The organism is Streptosporangium sp. NPDC051023, assembly GCF_040689595.1.
GTDB lineage: Bacteria > Actinomycetota > Actinomycetes > Streptosporangiales > Streptosporangiaceae > Streptosporangium.
Window position 1 is genome coordinate 14,607 of record NZ_JBFBCE010000058.1, and the last position, 17,137, is coordinate 31,743.

A 17,137-nucleotide genomic window follows, 5' to 3' on the forward strand; every position below is an offset into this window, starting at 1 on the left:
ACCGATGTCCGGCTACGGGGTGTTGCGGTTATAGATGAGCCTCAGGCCGATCAGCGTGAGCCACGGCTCGTGCACGTCGATAGAGCGCGCCTCGCTGACCACCAGGGGCGCCGCGCTGCCGGTCGCGACCACGGTGACGTCGTCGGGGTCGTCGGCCAGCTCGGCCGCCATCCGCTCGACGATCCCGTCGACCTGACCGGCGAAGCCGTAGATGATGCCCGCCTGGAGCGCCTCGACCGTGTTCTTGGCGATCACCGAGCGGGGCCGGATCAGCTCGACCTTGTGCAGCTGCGCCCCGGCTGCGGCCAGCGCGTCCACCGAGATCTCGATGCCGGGGGCCGTGACCGCACCGACGTACTCCCCCTTCGCCGAGACCGCGTCGAAGGAGGTCGCGGTGCCGAAGTCGACGATGATGCACGGCCCGCCGTACAGCTGGATGGCCGCGAGCGCGTTGACGATCCGGTCGCTGCCGACCTCCTTCGGGTTGTCCATCCTGACCGGCACCCCGGTGCGGATGCCGGGCTCGACGATCACCGCGGTGACGTCGCCGTAGTAACGGCGGCACATCTCACGCATCTCGTTGAGCACGGAGGGCACGGTCGAGCAGAGCACGATGCCGTCGACGTCGGTGCCCTTGAGCAGCGGCGACTGCCCGAGCAATCCCTGGAGCACGACCGCGATCTCGTCGGCCGTGCGCCGGGCGTCGGTCGCGATCCGCCAGTGCTCGATGACCTCCTCGCCCTCGAACAGGCCGAGAACGGTATGGGTGTTACCGACATCGATGGCGAGCAGCATCAATTCCCCCGAAGGTCCAAGGCGATGTCAAGGGCGGGCGCCGAATGGGTGAGCGCGCCCACCGCAAGATAGTCAACCCCTGTTTCGGCTACATCACGAGCCGATTCCAAGGTCAATCCGCCGCTGGATTCAAGCCGCGCCCTGCCGTCGACGAGCCGTACGGCCAGCGTGAGCTGCTCCACGGTGAAGTTGTCCAGCAGGATCTCCTCCGCCCCCTCGGCGAGCACCGGCTCGATCTGGTCGATCCGGTCGACCTCGACCTCGATGGGCAGACCGGGATACGCGTCCCGGACCGCCCGGAAGGCCTCGGCCACCCCACCCGCGGCCACCACGTGATTGTCCTTGATCAGCGCGGCGTCCGAAAGCGACATGCGGTGGTTGACCCCGCCGCCGCACCGCACCGCGTACTTCTCCAGCGCCCGCAGCCCGGGCAGCGTCTTGCGGCTGTCCCTGATCCGCGCCCCGGTGCCCTCGACGGCGCGGACCCAGCGGCTGGTCAGGGTGGCGACGCCGGACAGGTGGGTGAGCAGGTTGAGCGCCGTCCGCTCGGCGGTCAGCAGGTCGCGGGCCGGGCCGGTGACGGTCATCAGCACATCGCCCCGCGCGACACGCTCGCCGTCCTTCGCCCGGCGCTCCACCGTGAGACGGCCCTCGCTGACGTGGGCGAACACGCCCTCCGCAACGGCGAGCCCGGCGACCACGCCGTCCGCCCTCGCGACCACGTCCGCGGTCGCGGTCCGCCCCGCGGGAATGGTGGCGAGGCTGGTGACGTCGCCGAGCTCCTGGACGTCCTCGGCCATGGCGACCTCGAGGAGCGCCGCGACCTCGGCCGGGTCGAGGCCCGCCTCGATCAGGTCTGCCTCGACCTGCGGCGGCAGCGCGTCGGCGCCCCGCCCGTGCGGCACGTATGTCATGGTCGTTCCCTCTCCTGTCAGGGTCACGTCGAGGTGCCCCAGCCACCAGTCATCGTTTCGCTCGGGAAAGTCCTCGCGCCAGTGCGACCCGCGGGTCTCCTGCCGGTCGCGTGCGGCGGCGACCAGCGCGGACGCAACCGTCAGCAGGTTCGTGGTCTCCCAGGACTCCGTGCACGGCTCCACCGCGACCGGGGTCCACCGGACGTTCAGCAGGGCTTTGGCGACCTCGCCCAGGGACTCGGCGCTGCGCAGCACGCTCGCGCCCCTGCTCATGTGCCCCTGGATCCTGGGCCTGGCCCTGGGGTCGATCAGGCCCGACGGCCGGTCGTCGGCGACCGGCTCGCCGGGCGCCCGCCGTACGGTGGCGGAGGCCCGCGGCGTGGCGCCGGGGACGTCGCCGGCGGGCCGGGTCCCCCGCCCGGCGTGGATGTCGGCGGCGATCCGCTCCGCGAACACCAGGCCCTCGAGCAGCGAGTTGGAGGCCAGCCGGTTGGCGCCATGCACGCCGGTGCAGGCGACCTCGCCGCAGGCGTACAGTCCCGGCACGCTGGTACGGCCGTGCAGGTCGGTCCTGACGCCCCCGCTGGCGTGGTGGGCGGCCGGGGCGACGGGGATGGGCTCGCTGACCGGGTCGATCCCGTGCTCCAGGCAGGACGCGTAGATCGTCGGGAAGCGGGTGCGCCACTTCTCCTCGCCGAAGTGCCGGGCGTCGAGGTACATGTGCTCGGCGCCGGTCTCGAGCATCCGCCGCACGATCGCCTTGGCCACGACGTCGCGGGGCGCGAGGTCGGCCAGCTCGTGGACGTCCTTCATGAAGCGGACGCCCTCGGCGTCGACCAGCACGGCGCCCTCGCCCCTGACCGCCTCGGAGATCAGCGGCTGCTGGCCGGTCGAGCCCTCGCCGAGCCAGAGCACGGTCGGGTGGAACTGGACGAACTCCAGGTCCCTGACGACGGCGCCCGCCCGCAGCGCGAGCGCGACCCCGTCCCCGGTCGAGACGGCGGGGTTGGTGGTCGAGGCGTAGATCTGGCCCATGCCGCCGGTGGCAAGCACCACGGCACCGGCCCTGACCGCGCCGACCCCGTCACGCTCGCCTTCGCCCATGACGTGCAGGGTCACCCCCGCGGCCCGTCCCTCGGCGTCCTTGAGCAGGTCGAGCACGAGGGCGTGCTCGATCACCTGGATCGCCGACTTCCCGACGGCCTGGACGAGCGCCCGCTGCACCTCGGCCCCCGTGGCGTCGCCGCCCGCGTGCACGATGCGGTCGCGCCGGTGACCGCCCTCCCGGGTGAGCTGCAGCTCGCCTGAGTCGTCGGTGTCGAACCTGGCGCCGGTCGCGATCAGCTCGCGCAGCGCCCCCGGCCCCTCGGTGACCAGGACTCGGACCGCTTCCTCCTCGCAGATGCCCACGCCCGCGATGAGGGTGTCGGACAGGTGCTCGGCGGGGGTGTCCGCGGGGTCGAGCACGGCGGCGATGCCGCCCTGCGCCCAGCGCGTCGACCCGGACGAAAGCACGTCCTTGGTGACGACCAGAATCTTCGCACCGGGATCGAGGTCGGCGTACCGGAGCGCGAGAGTCAGACCCGCGACTCCAGAGCCGACCACGACGACATCGGCCTCGACCGTCCAGCCCGGAGGGGGCGCGGTCAACTTCTGGGGAATGGCCGGGATCGTCACTGCCGCCTCCTCAAGGGGATCGTTAGAGGCACTTCTATTTCGTCAATGTGACGATAACGCCCCCGCCGCAGCGACTGTTCCCCGGGGTCCCCATCACCCCCGTCCCCGCCCCCAACCTCACCGGAGCGCCCCCGCCCCCCTCGTCGGACCGCCCCCGACCTCACCGGATCGGCCCGAAGGAGACCACACCCTCGGAACGACCGGCCCCCTGGAACGACCGGCTCGCTGAGATCAGCCGGGAGCGCTGCCCGGACTCGGGACGCGTTCTCAGCGGCCGGACGGCTTCCCGGCCACTGGGCGGGCGATCCCGGCGATGAGCTCCAGCTGGTCGAGCTGGGTGTCGACGGACGGCGCCGCGATGCGGCAGACGAGGTGTTCAGCGCCCGCCGCCACGTAGCGGGCCAGCGTGGCGGTCACCCGCTCGACCGGCCCCACGATCGTCGCCTGGATCGTCCGCACCGTCTCGTACGGCAGGCCGTACGTGGCCCGGCAGTAGGCGTCGAACCGCCGTTCTCCCTCTTCCACATCGTCGATGATCAGTATCGTGACGAACAGTGCCGGGGTGACCGCGTCCACAGGGCGCCCCGCCGTCGTCTCGGCGCGCCGTACCGTCGCGAGGCCCGCCCGGTAGTCGGCGGGATCGGGCGGGTAGGGCAGCCACCCGTCGTAGAGCCGTCCGGCGCGCTCCAGCGCCGACGGGCTCGCTCCGCCCAGCCAGATCGGCGGCCCGCCGGACCGGTAAGGGGGCGTGGACTCGGGCAGCTCGTCAAAGCGCAGCACCTTGCCGTGGAAGGCCCGCTCACCTGCCCACAGCGCCCGCCACAGGGCCACCGTGTCGTCCAGCCGTCCGAAGCGGCGCTCCCAGGGCACCTCCGACACCGCGTACTCGATCTCCGAGCGGCCGGGGAAGCCCGCGCCCACCGCGACGACCAGCCGCCCGGCGGACAGGTGGTCGATGGAGGCGAGTTCCTGCGCGGTCGTGACCGGACGGCGGAAGGCGGGCAGCAGCGTCGACGTGCCGAGTGTGACGCGCTCGGTCGCCGGTGCGAGGGCGGCGAGCATGGCCAGCGGTTCGACGCGCGGGCCGAGCAGGGTGTCGTTGGCCCACAGCGAGTCGTAGCCGAGCCGTTCGGCGCGGACGCCGAAGTCGACCAGCCGCCGTGCGTCGTCCCACTGGCCGTGGTTGGTGGGGAGCAGAACCCCCAGTCGCGTGTTCATGGGACGGATCGTGTGCCGTTCCGGGAATGACGACAATTCCCTCGAAGGAATGGACAGGTCCGGCACACTGGGCGGGTGGACTTCTCCCATGTGCTGCGCTCGGCCCGGCGGCGCCACCGTCTCAGCCAGCTCGACCTCGCCCTGCGCGCGGGCACGACACAACGCCATCTCAGCTTCATGGAGAGCGGCCGCTCCCTGCCCGGCCGGTCCATGGTGGTACGGCTCAGCGAGTCGTTGGAGCTGCCGCTGAGGGAGCGCAACGAACTCCTGCTCTCAGCCGGTTACGCCCCTGTCTACCCGCAGACCCCGCTGGACGACCCCGCGCTGGAGCACGTGCGCACCGCGCTGCGGCACGTCCTGACCGGGCACCTGCCCTATCCCGCGGTCGTCGTGGACGCGCGGCACGAGCTGGTGCTCGCCAACGACGGGTTCGGCCTGCTCACCGAGGGCGTCGCGGAGCACCTGCTGCGGCCGCCGGTCAACGTGCTGCGCCTCTCCCTCCACCCGGAGGGGCTGGCGTCGCGGATCGTCAACCTGGAACAGTGGGCGCAGCACATCCTCGACCGCATCCCCCGGGACGATCTGTACGAGGAGCTGTCCGGCTACGTACCGCACGCCGCGCCGGGCCCCGACCACGTGGGGTTCGCCGTCCCCGTACGGCTGCGCTCGGCGCGCGGCGAGCTGCGGCTGACGACCACGATCACGACGTTCGCGACCGCGCTCGACGTGACCGTGGCGGAACTGAGGCTGGAGGCGTTCCTGCCCGCCGACGCGGCCACGGCGGCGCTGCTGGCCGGGTGAACCCGCTGACCGGGTGAGCCGCGGGCGCCGGGGGAGCTGCGGGCGCCGGGGGAGCTGCGGCGGCCGCGTCAGGACCCGGGGAACATGTAGTCGGCGGTGACACGGCCGTCCTCGCCGAGCATGAGCACCTCCAGGCCGCTACCCACCACGTCGTCGCCCCCGACGGGCACCATCTCCCAGGTGAATCTGACGACGTCGTGCAGACGGAGGGCGTCGCCGCGGGGCCGGAAGAAGAACTCCCCGGGGGCGACGAACCTCTCGTAGGAGCGCACCACCCGCACTTCGATCTCGTCGTGCCCGCGAGCCTCAAGGGTGACGGAGTCGAAGCCCAGCCCCGCGGCGATCTCCCGGATCTCCTGGGGCGGCTGGAGGACGTAGATCCCGTCCCCGGCCCACACCTCCTCGATCGCCTTTCGGCGCAGCCCGGCGTCCGGCTCGTTCCAGAGCGCGACGTAGCGGTCGGCCAGTTCCCGTGCGTGGATATCGGTCACCGTTTCTCCTCGGTCAGTGGGTCCGTGTGTCCACTCACCCTGCGAGAAGGGGCCTCCACCCGACAATTCCCCGGAGGGAATGGCCGGTGGCCCGCTAACGGGGGTCGTGCGCGGCCCTGTGCAGGCCGTCCCGGTGGAGGACGTCCTGGAGCTCCTCGTGGAGTTCGTCGCCACGCAGGAGGCCGGGGGGCGCGGCGGCCGGGTCGTGGCCGAGGTCGACGATCCGGTTGTCGCGGTCGACGTGCACCACCCGGGGCTTGAAGGTCCGGGCCTCGGCGTCGTCGAGCTGGCCGTACGCGATGATGATCACCAGGTCACCCGGCTGGACGAGCCGGGCGGCGGCGCCGTTGATGCCGATGACGCCCGAGCCCCGGGGACCGGCGATCGTGTAGGTCACCAGCCTGGCGCCGTTGTCGATGTCCACCACGTGGACCTGCTCTCCTGGGAGCAGGTCCGCCGCGTCCAGCAGGTCCTCGTCGATGGTCAGCGATCCCACGTAGTGCAGGTCGGCCTGGGTGACGGTGGCACGATGGATCTTGGACGTGAACATGGTGCGGAGCATGCGTCGATCACCTCTCGCTCGGTCGCGCCGCCTGGTGACGTGCGCGCCTGCGCGGAATATATCCGACGCCCCGGAGATGCTCACAGCGGCCGTCTCACCCCACCGGGTGCTCGGTCAGGGAGCGCCGATGAAATGCCGCACCAGCGACTGGAGAGCCCGGCGGCCACTGGCTACGCCAAGCGGATGAGCGGTCGTAGGGCACGCGGCACCACGCACCTGACCGGCACCGGAACCGGCAGGGAAGCCACTTGACATGTCCCGGATGCCGGGAAGCCGCTTGACATGCGCAGAGGCTTGACATGCGCGTAGGGAGGAATGCTCCCATCATGTCAAGCGTCGGTGGCATGGCGACGTTCCCTGTCCGGTTCGTTCGGCGGATGACAGGGCGAGTGCGGTGGCTGGCTGAGCGCACACCGCCGCAGCGGGAGCGCTATGTCGACCTGCTGCGCGCCGTGGCGATCACGGCGGTCGTCGTCGGCCACTGGCTGGCGATCTACGTGACCCATGACAACGGTGGTTTTCATGGTGGGAGCGTCCTGCAGATCCTCCCGTGGACCCGTGCGCTGACGTGGCCGTTCCAGGTGATGCCCCTGTTCTTCCTGGTCGGAGGCTTCGCGAACGCCACATCCCTCACCTCCCATCTCGGTCGGGGTGGCAATGCCACGGGCTGGGTGCTGGAGCGGACGGCTCGGCTCCTGCGCCCGACGACGGTGCTGCTGGGGGGCCTGGCGGTGGGGGCCCTGGCCGCCCGGCTTCTGGGAGCCGAGCCCGCTCTGATCGGCGCGGCGGTCTGGCTCGCCTCGGTCCCGCTGTGGTTCCTCGTCGCCTACATCGCCGTGGTGGCCCTCACCCCGCTGACGCACGCGTTACACCGGCGTGCCGGGCTGGCCGTGCCGATCGTCCTGGCGGTCCTGGTCGGTGCGGGAGATCTGGCCCGTCTGGTACTCGCCGTTCCCCGTGGGAGCCAGGCGAACTTCCTGCTCGCCTGGCTGGCCGTATACCAGCTCGGCTTCGCCTGGCAGGACGGACGCCTGCCGCCGCGGCGAAGGGTGGCCGTGTCGATGACGGCGGGCGGGTTCGTCGCCCTCGTGCTGCTTACGGTGGTCGGCCCCTACCCGGTCAGCATGGTGGCGTTCGGGGGAGAGCAGGTGCAGAACACCTCCCCGCCCACGCTGGCCCTCCTGGCCCTGGCCGTCACGCAGACGGGGATCGCCCTGTGGATGCGTGAGGCGGGGAACCGGTGGCTGCGGCGACCTGGCCCGTGGGGCGTCGTGGTCGCGGTCAACCTGGTGATCATGTCGCTCTTCCTCTGGCACATGGTCGCCGTCGTGATCGGCGTCCTGCTGCTCCAGGGAACGGGGGTGATGCCCGATGCCGTCCCCGGATCGGTGTCGTGGCTGCTTCTCCGCATTCCCTGGCTCGCCTGCCTGGCGTTGATCCTCGCCCTTCTCCTCGCGGTGTTCGCCCGCTTCGAGCAACGTACGGGGCCACGGACCGATCTTGTGGGTACGGTGACCGGCGTGTGGCCAACCGCGCTGACGATCATCGGGATCGGAGCCGTGCTCGCCGGCCTTCTGGCCCTCTCGCTGGCCGGTATGGACTACCACGGCCCCGTGGGACTGCCCGTGAGCGTGCTGATCGCCTACTTCGGCGGGATCGCCGTCCTGGGGTTCGTCCGGCGCCGGCATTCGCCTCCGGCGCCGAAGTGAGACAGGTCGCCCTCCCCCACCTCGGGACCCGCCCGGTTCGCCTGGGCAGGGCCTCCGACGCGGGTTGCTAGAGGCTGATCGTCACGTTGTCGATCAGCCTGGTCGAGCCGACCCTGGCGGCGACGGCCAGGATCGCCTCACCCTCGTAGTCCTCCCCGGCCTCGGTGAAGGTCGCCGGGTCCACCAGCACCAGGTAGTCGAGCGAGATCCCGGACTCGCCCTCCAGTACGGCGCGCGCCGCCCCGAGGATCTCCTTGGGCGCCCGCCGCTCGGCCCCCGCGAACAGGGCCCGAGACAGGGCGAGTGCCGTGTGGCGCTCGTGCGGGGACAGGTAACGGTTCCTGCTGGACAGCGCCAGGCCGTCCGCCTCGCGGGCCGTGGGCGCCCCCACGATGGAGATGGGCAGGTTGAGGTCGGTGACCATCCGGCGGATCATCGCCAGTTGCTGGGCGTCCTTGCGTCCGAACACCGCCACGTCGGGCTGGACCAGGTTGAACAGCTTGAGCACCACGGTCAGCACACCGTCGAAGTGACCGGGCCTGAACGCCCCCTCGACGACCGTGCCCATCTTCCCCGCCGAAACCGAGACCTGCCTGTCCTGCGCGTACATGTCCTCGGCGGAGGGGGCGAAGACGATGCTCACGCCCTCGTCGGCGCAGGCCTCCAGGTCGACGTCGAACGTCCGGGGGTAGCGGGAGAAGTCCTCGTTCGGCCCGAACTGCAGGGGGTTGACGAAGATGCTCACCGCCACGTGGTCGGCTCGCTCGCGGGCGAGACGCATGAGCGAGCGGTGCCCCTTGTGCAGCGCGCCCATGGTCGGCACCAGCGCCAGCGTCCCCTCGCCGGAGGCCGCGCCGATCCCCAGGGTCCGCTTCGCCTTGAGCAGCCCGGCGCGGTCACCGGCCACGATCACGTCCATATGTTCCCTCCCAGGGCGTCGAGGAGGCGCTCGGCGGCCTCGGGCTTGAGCAGCCCGGCGGCCAGCGCCCGGTCCGCCGTGAGCCTAGCGAGGGCGACGTAGGCGTCCGCCGCCTCGGGGGCCGCAAGGATCAGCGCGTCCACGTGCTTGCGGACCGTCCCGGCGTCGCCGCGCACCACGGGACCGGTCAGCCCGGCGATGCCGAGGCGCAGCACGTTCTCCAGCGCCGCGCCGAGCAGCGGGCCGAGCATCCTGCCCGGCTGCTCGACGCCGATCCTCTCCAGCAGCTCGGAGGACTCCGCGACGAGCGTCACCATGTGGTTCGCCGCGCCCGCGAGGGCGGCGTGGTAGAGCGGTCTATCGGCGTCCTCGATCCAGACCGGCTCGCCTTCCATCTCGATGACCAGTGCCTCCGCCACGGGGCGGAGCGGGTCGGGGGCGGTCACGCCGTAGGAGATGCCGGTGAGGCGGCGCAGGTCGTCGTCCTTGCCGGTGAAGGTCATCACCGGGTGGAGCGCCAGTGGCAGCGCTCCCGCCCTGACCGCCGAGTTCAGCACGGCCAGGCCGTACGCGCCACTGGTGTGCGCGACCAGTTTGCCCCGGAGTTCGGCACCGGTGCCGACCAGACCGGAGACCAGATCGGGCAACACGTCGTCCGGGACCGTCATGAGGATGAGGTCCGACTTGGCCACCACATCCTCAGGGCGGGTCGGTGTTACGCCGAGCCGCTCGACGGCCCGTTCCCGGGAGGAGTCAGAGACTCCGCTGGCGGCGACGACCCGGTGGCCGACCCGCGCCAGCGCGGCGCCGAGCGCCGAGCCGACCCGGCCTGCTCCAACCACTCCGACGGCCAGCCGCGCCGGGCGATCGACTGCGTCCATGACGTCCCGTCCTTTGACCAGATGGGGGCTCCGTGCCCAGTTGACCAGCGTAACGGGCGTGGCCCTCCGGGCTGTGTGAAGGCACGTGTCCGAAAGCGGCGGTCTCCCTCACCCGTCTTCTCCCTGCGGATTCCCTGGCAGAGGGCATGATCCCCTCGACGGGTGCCCCGGCGCCTCCATCGTGGCCCGTCCCCACGCGATCACCCGTGACCTGTACTGTCAGTGGACGTGTGGCTCACCTGGCGCGCCGCGACGGAGCAGGCGCTCTACGGCGAGAACGGCTTCTACCTGCGCGAACGCCCCTCAGCTCACTTCAGGACCTCGGTTGGCGCCTCGGCCGTCCTGGCCGGGGCCGTGCTGCGTGAGCTGATCGCCGTCGACGCGGAGCTGCGCGGGCGGGACGGGGCCGCCCCACAGGACGCCCCGCGAAACACCGGACCGGGCGAACGTCCCGGACTCGGCCCGGCGGACGCGGGGCAGGGGGAACCGCCCATGCTCGACCTGGTCGACGTCGGCGCGGGCGAGGGTGCCCTGGCGGCCGACGTGCTCGCCGTTGCGCCGCCCTGGCTCCGTTCCCGGCTCAGGGTGACCTGCGTCGACCTGGCTCCCAGACCGGCAGGCCTGCCGGAGGAGATCGCCTGGGCCGTGACCGTGCCCGAGGGGACCTGGGGCCTGGTGATCGCCAACGAGTGGCTGGACAACGTCCCCGTCGACGTCGTCGAGCAGACGCACGACGGCCCTCGCCTCGTCATGGTCGACCCCTCCGACGGCGCGGAACGGCTCGGTGACAGGCCGCAGGAGGCCGATCTGGCCTGGCTTGACCGCTGGTGGCCGATGCGCGAGATGGGCGAGCGGGCCGAGATCGGCAGGCCCCGCGACGAGGCGTGGGTCTCGGTGATCGTACGGCTGGCACGCGGCCGGGCGATCGCGATCGACTATGCCCACCGCCTGGGCGCCCGCCCGCCGTTCGGCACACTGGCCGGTTACCGCGACGGAGGCCTCGTCGCACCCGTGCCCGACGGGTCGTGCGACATCACCGCTCATGTCGCCCTGGATGCCTGCGCGGCTGCGGGAGAGCGGGCGGGAGCGGCCACGACGGCCCTGACCACCCAGCGGGAGGCGCTGCGCGCCCTCGGCGTCACCGGCGCCCGCCCGCCCCTCGACCTCGCGGGCAGCAACCCGGGAGGCTACCTGCGCGCCCTGGCGCGGGCCTCGCAGGAGGCGGAACTGATCGCCCCCGGGGGCCTCGGCGACTTCGGCTGGCTGTCCCAGACCCGGGCCTAGAAGAACCTCGTACGGAGAGACGCTTCCGCGAGCGTGGTGTTCCTCGGTCAGGACCGACAGGCCCCGGGTGAGGCTCGCCCCGGCCAAGGAGGGGCAGGGCTCGCCTGACGACGCCCGACCGTCCGGGAGCCCTGCCCTGCCTGCCCCGCCCTGGCTTGGCCTGGCCTGGCCTGGCTTGGCTTGGCCAAGGCAGGGCCCGGGTTCACGCCTTGGCCGTGGTTCGCGGCAGCAGCTGGACGAGTCCGGCGATGGCCAGGGTGATGACGATCAGGTAGATCAGCCCGTGCCTGAACGCGTCCGCCACCCCGCCGGACAGGTTGCCGTAGAACACGATGCCCACGATGGCGACCCCGAGCGCGCCGCCGACCTGCTGGGTCGTGGTGAGCGCGCCCGCAGCGGCCCCGGTGTGGTGCGGGGCGACCCTGGCCAGGACCGTCCCCATGATCGGTGCGAGCGCCAGTCCCATGCCGATCCCGTCGACGACGAGCACCGGCACCAGCCATCCGATCGGCACGTCCCAGGTGACCGCGACGAGGAGTACGGCCAGGCCGAAGGCCCTGGTGAGACCGCCGACGGCGATGACCTGGCGGCCGAAGCGCGCCACGAGCCTTGAGGCGAGCAGTGAGGCCGCCAGATAGCCCGCGCCGATCGGCGTGAAGATCAGGCCCGCCTGGAGGGCGTCCAGGCCCCTGCCCTGCTGGGTGTAGAGGGCGAAGATCAGGAAGTAGGCGGCCATGCCCATCGTGAAGGCGAGGTTGGTGAGCAGTCCGGCGGTGAAGGCCCGCTCACGGAACAGGGCGAGGTCGAGCAGGGGCGACTCGTGCCCGCGCCTGCCGTACGCGAGGAAGAGCGCGGCGGCGAAGGCGAACGACAGCCAGGTCCACAACGGCCAGCCCTGCTCGCGGCCCTCGATCAGCGGCAGCAGAGTCGCCACCAGGGCGAGCGTGACCAGGGCGGCGCCGCCGAGGTCGAGCCGTACGGCACCGGCGGCGCGGCTCTCCGGCACCGCCCGCCACGTCATGAACAGGGCAGCGGCGCCGATCGGCACGTTGATCAGGAAGCAGGCCCGCCAGCCCAGCCCGAACAGGTCAGCCTGAATGAGGACGCCACCGATCAGCTGACCGAACACCGCGGCCATGCCCATGGTCAGCGCGTAGGCGTTGATGGCCTTCGCCTGGGCGGGGCCGCTGTAGGCGGTGCGAATGACGGCCAGCACCTGCGGGGAGAGCACGGCGGCCGCCGCTCCCTGGGCGACGCGCGCGGTGACCAGCGTGGCGGCGTCCGGGGCCAGGCCGCACGCGATCGAGGCGAGCGTGAACAGGGCCAGGCCGAGGGCGAACATGCGGCGACGGCCGAAGACGTCGCCGAGCCGTCCGCCGAGGACGAGGCCCGAGCCGTACGCCAGGCCGTATCCGGCGACCACCCACTCGATGGCGGCGGAGCCCGCGTGCAGGTCGCGCTGGGTGGTGGGGATCGCCACGTTGACGATGAAGAAGTCGAGGATCGTGATGAAAACGCCGGTCAGCACGGTGGGCAGGGTCCCCCGGCGGGGCGCGGGGGGCGACATGGGGGGCGCGGGGGGCGACATGGGGGGCAGGGGGCCCAGGCGGGGCATGGCCACTCCGGTGGATAGAACGATCGGTATACGCGAGGGTTATTAGATAGAACGGTTGATCTACTGTCAACCCCGTGCCAGAATCGAACTCATGACGACGAGACCGGGACCCCGCGAGCGGCTGCTCGACGCAGCTCGCGACCTCACGTACACCCAGGGTGTGCACGTCGGCGTCGACGCGATCCTCAAGCAGGCCGACGTCGCCAGACGCTCGCTCTACCAGCACTTCGGCGGCAAGGATGGCCTGGTCGCCGAGGTGCTGCGCACCACCGCCCGCGAGGAGCGCTACCGCCGGGTCATGGACGGGGCCGGCGATGACCCACGCGAACGCGTGCTCGCCATCTTCGACGAGCTGGAGAGGGTCACCACCCGGCCGTCATTCCATGGCTGCCGCTACACCGCGGCCGAACTCACCCTCACCGACCCCGCCCACCCCGCCCACGCGGAGATCCGCACCTACAAGGACGGCCTTCACCGACTCTTCGCCGACGAGCTGACCCGCAACGGGCATCCGGACCCGAGCCTCGGCGCCGACCAGCTTCTCGTGCTCGTCGACGGAACGCTCGCCCACGCCGTCACCCGCCCGGACGCCCACCCGGCCCTGGCCGCGCGGGCGATGGCCGAGCTCATCCTCGACCGCCGCCCCGGCTGACCGGCGGCAGGATGCCGCCCCCGAAGCGGACGGCCGTTCAGCCCGCCCCTCCTCGCCCGTCGGCCGGCAGGTTTTCATTCGCGACCGCCGGATTCCGGTCTTCCAGAAACCTGCCACGCTTTTAATCCAGCAGATTCTCCCCCAAATCGCACACAGCGTGTAAAACTAAAGATCGAAAAAGCGACGCATCGGCGGCCGGACCGATGCGCGCCCCCGCCCGCCTCCGGGAAACACCGGCTCCCACGCCTCCGGCGCCCATCCTTCAGCTGTCTCAATGCGACAAGTCATGCGAAAGATGAGGAAAAGCGTCCATGCCAGAATCATTACGGCGACGCACCGTACGGACCGTACGCGCGGTGAGCGCGGCCATCGCCGCTCCGCCCTGGATGCCCCCCGGGCACTTCTACTCGCCGCTCACCGCCGCGACCGATGTGAAACGGGCCCTTGACTGGAAGCGGACCCCGGGCAGGGATCGCGTCCCGGGCGTCGACCTCCGCGAGGCGGAGCAGCTCGCGCTCGCCATCGACCTGGCGGAGGAGCTCGACAAGCCGCTCGCAGGGCCGAGGTATCCATCCGGCCACACCCAGTGGTTCTGCGCCGCTGACGCGGCGGTCTACCGGTCGATGCTCTGGCGGCACAAGCCGAGACGGGTGATGGAGATCGGCTCGGGCTTCTCGACCGCGGTCGCGCTGGACACCCTCGACCGTTCCGTCGAGCTGACCTGCGTCGAGCCCTACCCCGACCGCATGCTGAGCCTGCTGCGGCCGGAGGACTCCGACCGGCTGACCCTGCTGCGCTCCCCGGTGCAGGACGTGCCGCTCGAGGCCTACGCCAGGCTGGAGGCGGGCGACGTGCTGTTCATCGACTCGACCCACGTCGCCAAGGCCGGATCCGACGTGATCTGGCTGTTTCTCCAGGTGCTCCCCCGGCTCGCACCCGGAGTGATCGTCCACATCCACGACATCTTCTGGCCGTTCGACTATCCCGACGAGTGGCTGCGCGAGGGCCGCGACTGGACCGAGGCCTACTTCCTGCACGCCTTCCTCGCCGGTAACTCCGGCTACGAGATCCTGCTGTTCTCCTCCTGGCTCTGGCAGGAGCACCCGGAACTCGTCCCCGCGCCGCTCGCCACGGACGCCCCCGGCTCCATCTGGCTGCGCAGAGCCGGCTGACGCCGACGCCGCCCATGATCACAGCCGCCCATCATCCACCGGTGGCCGGTCATAACACAGAGGAAAACACTTACCTTTATCTCCAAAAATAGCTAATCCTTACTTAAACCCCCATTTACTGCCCATTTGGCCTTTATTAGCGCCACCGTCACCCCCGCCGGCAAGGCTCATTCCCGCTCGGTTGTGAACCATAATGGGTCGGCCTGTGGGCCGGTGGCAGCGCGGTGGGCTCCGACTACTGCACCAGGAACGGCTGCAGCAACGCCCTGCGGCCCGACTCCGGCGCACGGCGGCGAAAGGACGCGGCCAACCGGTAGGAGCGGTCCGGGATCGGCGACGGCGCCCTCCTCAGATCCGCACCTCAAGGGACGTCAGGCCGCGGATGACGTAGCCCGGTTTCCACGAGGGCTCGGTGACGAGCTCCATCTTGGGGGCCCTGCGCAGGAGGGCGCCGAAGGACTCGACCAGTTCGATCCTGGCCAGCGGGGCGCCCAGGCAGAAGTGAATTCCCGCGCCGAAGGAGATGTGCGGGTTGTCGGCCCGGCCGACGTCGAGGCGGTCGGGGTCCGCGAACACCTCGGGATCCCGGTTGGCCGAGCCGAACAGCAGCGCCACCTCGGCGCCTCGTGGGATGTCGACCCCGCCGACCGAGATGTCCTCGAGCACCCAGCGCTCGAACATCTGCAGCGGGGTGTCCCAGCGCATCAGCTCCTCGACCGCCGTGGGCAGCAGACCGTGGTCGGCACGGAGCCGTTCCAGCTCGGCCGGGTTACGGAACAGCGACCACCAGCCGTTGCCGGTGACGTTGACGGTCGCCTCGTGTCCCGCGTTGAGCAGCAGCACACAGGTGCCGACCAGTTCCTCCTCGGTGAGTCTGTCCCCCTCGTCCGCCACCTGGACCAGCGCGCTGATCAGGTCGTCGCCGGGGTCCGCCCTGCGGGCGCGGGCCAGCCCGGCGAGGTAGTCGGAGAACTCCTCGGCGGCGCGCACCGCGGTGCGCTGAGTCTCGATCGACGGGTTGAGCTCGAACATCCCGCAGATGTCGGCCGACCAGGGACGCAGCAGGCGGCGGTCCTCCTCCGGCACACCGAGCATCTCGGCGATCACGGTCACCGGCAGCGGCTCGGCCACCTCGGCGACGAGGTCCCCGCCGCCGCGCTCGACAAAGGCGTCCACCAGCTCACCGGCCATCGCGGCGACCCTGGGACGCAGCGCCTCGACCATGCGCGGGGTGAACGCCTTGGAGACCAGGCGCCGCAGCCGGGTGTGGACCGGTGGCTCGACGTCCAGCATCCCGGCCCTGATCACCCGCCAGAACGGTTCCAGCAGCTCGGGGTCGTCCGGCCTGCCGAACTCGGCGTGCGTGGCCACGTGCAGGTAGGACCGGCCGAGCCTGCGGTCGCGCAGCAGCGCGTTGACGTCGGCGTGCCTGGCGACCAGCCACTGACCCGTCGGTTCGAAGAGGCTGACCGGCCGCTGCCGTCGCAGCTCGGCGTAGGCGTCGTAGGGGTGGGCGACGAACTCCGGATTCCACGGATCAAAGCGCACTCACACATGGTAATAGCGCACAAAACGGCAATCCCGATTTCCTCGCTGGGGTTCCGGAGCCCGATCACCCTGACCCCAGGGCCCCGGCCACCTCGCTCTCAGGAGTCGGGGCGCCGCTCCGCCTCGCTGCCCGGGTCCGGCTCGTTCCCCGTTTCGTGGACCAGGGCCTGCCCCGCCGGTCGCGCGGCGCTCGACCTGCGACGCGCCCGGATGTTCAGCAGCTCGACCACCAGCGAGAACGCCATCGCGAAGTAGATGTATCCCTTGGAGATGTGCTGCTCGAAGCCCTCGGCGAGGAGCACCACGCCGATCAGCACCAGGAAGGACAGCGCGAGCATCTTGATGGTCGGGTGCTTGTCCACGAAGCGGCTGATCGGTCCGGAGGCGAAGAGCATCACGATGACCGCGACGATGACCGCGATGACCATGACGGCGAGTTCGTCGACCATGCCGACCGCGGTGATCACCGAGTCGAGGGAGAACACGATGTCCAGCAGCATGATCTGGACGATCACCGACGCGAAGGACGTGGCCGCCGCCCTGCCGCCGCCCGAGTGGTCCGAGCCGTTCTCGGTGTGGCCGTGGATCTCGTGGACGCTCTTGGCCAGCAGGAACAGGCCGCCGAGGATCAGGATCAGATCGCGGCCCGATATCTCGTGACCGAAGATCTCGAACAGCGGGGCGGTGAGCCGTACCACCCACGACAGGGCCAGCAGCAGCGCGAGGCGGCTGACCAGGGCGGCCAGCAGGCCCAGCTTGCGGGCGTTGTCGCGCTGTTCCGGTGGGAGCTTCCCGGCCAGGATCGAGATGAAGATGATGTTGTCGATGCCCAGCACGATCTCCAGGGCGATCAGGGTGAGCAGCCCTATCCAGCTCGCCGGGTCGGTCACCCAGTCCAT

Annotated in this window: 15 protein-coding genes; 5 read left to right on the forward strand and 10 right to left on the reverse strand. The window is 71.0% G+C overall.

What is annotated here, in order from left to right:
• Positions 1 to 12 precede the first annotated feature (12 nt).
• The 3 genes from AB0395_RS31175 to AB0395_RS31185 all read right to left on the reverse strand — a co-directional run bounded on the left by AB0395_RS31175 (position 13) and on the right by AB0395_RS31185 (position 4,604).
• Positions 13 to 795 carry a type III pantothenate kinase gene (locus AB0395_RS31175; protein ID WP_366287249.1) on the reverse strand — a complete coding sequence of 261 codons (783 nt, stop codon included), beginning with the start codon at positions 793 to 795 and terminating at the stop codon, positions 13 to 15.
• On the reverse strand, positions 795 to 3,386 hold the full coding sequence (locus AB0395_RS31180; RefSeq protein ID WP_366287250.1) for an L-aspartate oxidase: 2,592 nt from the start codon (positions 3,384 to 3,386) through the stop codon (positions 795 to 797). Before AB0395_RS31180 ends, AB0395_RS31175 begins: the two co-directional genes overlap by 1 nt.
• 267 nt (positions 3,387 to 3,653) lie before the next feature.
• On the reverse strand, positions 3,654 to 4,604 hold the full coding sequence (locus tag AB0395_RS31185; protein WP_366287251.1) for an LLM class flavin-dependent oxidoreductase: 951 nt from the start codon (positions 4,602 to 4,604) through the stop codon (positions 3,654 to 3,656).
• Positions 4,605 to 4,679: 75 nt separating this feature from the next.
• Here AB0395_RS31185 and AB0395_RS31190 point away from each other — a divergent pair, with 75 nt between their 5' ends.
• The gene (locus tag AB0395_RS31190; protein ID WP_366287252.1) at positions 4,680 to 5,405 is read left to right on the forward strand and encodes a helix-turn-helix domain-containing protein; all 726 of its coding nucleotides are present in this window, start codon (positions 4,680 to 4,682) and stop codon (positions 5,403 to 5,405) included.
• A 68-nt stretch (positions 5,406 to 5,473) separates the two neighbouring features.
• Here the strand turns inward: AB0395_RS31190 and AB0395_RS31195 are convergent, their stop codons facing one another.
• Positions 5,474 to 5,896 carry a hypothetical protein gene (locus AB0395_RS31195; protein WP_366287253.1) on the reverse strand — a complete coding sequence of 141 codons (423 nt, stop codon included), beginning with the start codon at positions 5,894 to 5,896 and terminating at the stop codon, positions 5,474 to 5,476.
• Between the two features lie 94 nt (positions 5,897 to 5,990).
• The gene (gene panD / locus AB0395_RS31200; RefSeq protein WP_366287254.1) at positions 5,991 to 6,458 is read right to left on the reverse strand and encodes an aspartate 1-decarboxylase; all 468 of its coding nucleotides are present in this window, start codon (positions 6,456 to 6,458) and stop codon (positions 5,991 to 5,993) included.
• A gap of 377 nt (positions 6,459 to 6,835) precedes the next feature.
• On the opposite strand from panD, the gene AB0395_RS31205 reads away from it, so the two are divergent.
• Complete coding sequence (locus tag AB0395_RS31205; RefSeq protein WP_366287255.1) at positions 6,836 to 8,167, forward strand: acyltransferase; 1,332 nt, start codon at positions 6,836 to 6,838, stop codon at positions 8,165 to 8,167.
• A gap of 67 nt (positions 8,168 to 8,234) precedes the next feature.
• Here AB0395_RS31205 and panC read toward each other — a convergent pair whose 3' ends face one another.
• Positions 8,235 to 9,086: a pantoate--beta-alanine ligase gene (gene panC, locus AB0395_RS31210; protein WP_366287256.1), complete on the reverse strand. Its 852-nt coding sequence runs from the start codon at positions 9,084 to 9,086 to the stop codon at positions 8,235 to 8,237.
• On the reverse strand, positions 9,077 to 9,967 hold the full coding sequence (locus AB0395_RS31215; protein WP_366287257.1) for a DUF2520 domain-containing protein: 891 nt from the start codon (positions 9,965 to 9,967) through the stop codon (positions 9,077 to 9,079). The genes panC and AB0395_RS31215 overlap by 10 nt, the downstream gene beginning before the upstream one ends.
• Before the next feature lie 228 nt (positions 9,968 to 10,195).
• Between AB0395_RS31215 and AB0395_RS31220 the strand changes: the two genes are divergently transcribed.
• On the forward strand, positions 10,196 to 11,251 hold the full coding sequence (locus AB0395_RS31220) for an SAM-dependent methyltransferase (RefSeq protein ID WP_366287259.1): 1,056 nt from the start codon (positions 10,196 to 10,198) through the stop codon (positions 11,249 to 11,251).
• A gap of 202 nt (positions 11,252 to 11,453) precedes the next feature.
• On the opposite strand, the gene AB0395_RS31225 is transcribed toward AB0395_RS31220, so the two are convergent.
• A complete protein-coding gene (locus AB0395_RS31225) occupies positions 11,454 to 12,779 on the reverse strand; it encodes an MFS transporter (RefSeq protein ID WP_366287261.1) in 1,326 nt (441 codons plus the stop codon).
• A gap of 178 nt (positions 12,780 to 12,957) precedes the next feature.
• Between AB0395_RS31225 and AB0395_RS31230 the strand changes: the two genes are divergently transcribed.
• Together AB0395_RS31230 and AB0395_RS31235 are read left to right on the forward strand one after the other, a co-directional pair.
• On the forward strand, positions 12,958 to 13,518 hold the full coding sequence (locus AB0395_RS31230; RefSeq protein ID WP_366287263.1) for a helix-turn-helix domain-containing protein: 561 nt from the start codon (positions 12,958 to 12,960) through the stop codon (positions 13,516 to 13,518).
• Positions 13,519 to 13,829: 311 nt separating this feature from the next.
• Positions 13,830 to 14,690 carry a class I SAM-dependent methyltransferase gene (locus AB0395_RS31235; protein WP_366287265.1) on the forward strand — a complete coding sequence of 287 codons (861 nt, stop codon included), beginning with the start codon at positions 13,830 to 13,832 and terminating at the stop codon, positions 14,688 to 14,690.
• A 348-nt stretch (positions 14,691 to 15,038) separates the two neighbouring features.
• Here the strand turns inward: AB0395_RS31235 and AB0395_RS31240 are convergent, their stop codons facing one another.
• The gene (locus tag AB0395_RS31240) at positions 15,039 to 16,238 is read right to left on the reverse strand and encodes a cytochrome P450 (RefSeq protein ID WP_366287267.1); all 1,200 of its coding nucleotides are present in this window, start codon (positions 16,236 to 16,238) and stop codon (positions 15,039 to 15,041) included.
• A gap of 98 nt (positions 16,239 to 16,336) precedes the next feature.
• On the reverse strand, positions 16,337 to 17,137 hold the full coding sequence (locus AB0395_RS31245) for a TerC family protein (RefSeq protein WP_366287269.1): 801 nt from the start codon (positions 17,135 to 17,137) through the stop codon (positions 16,337 to 16,339).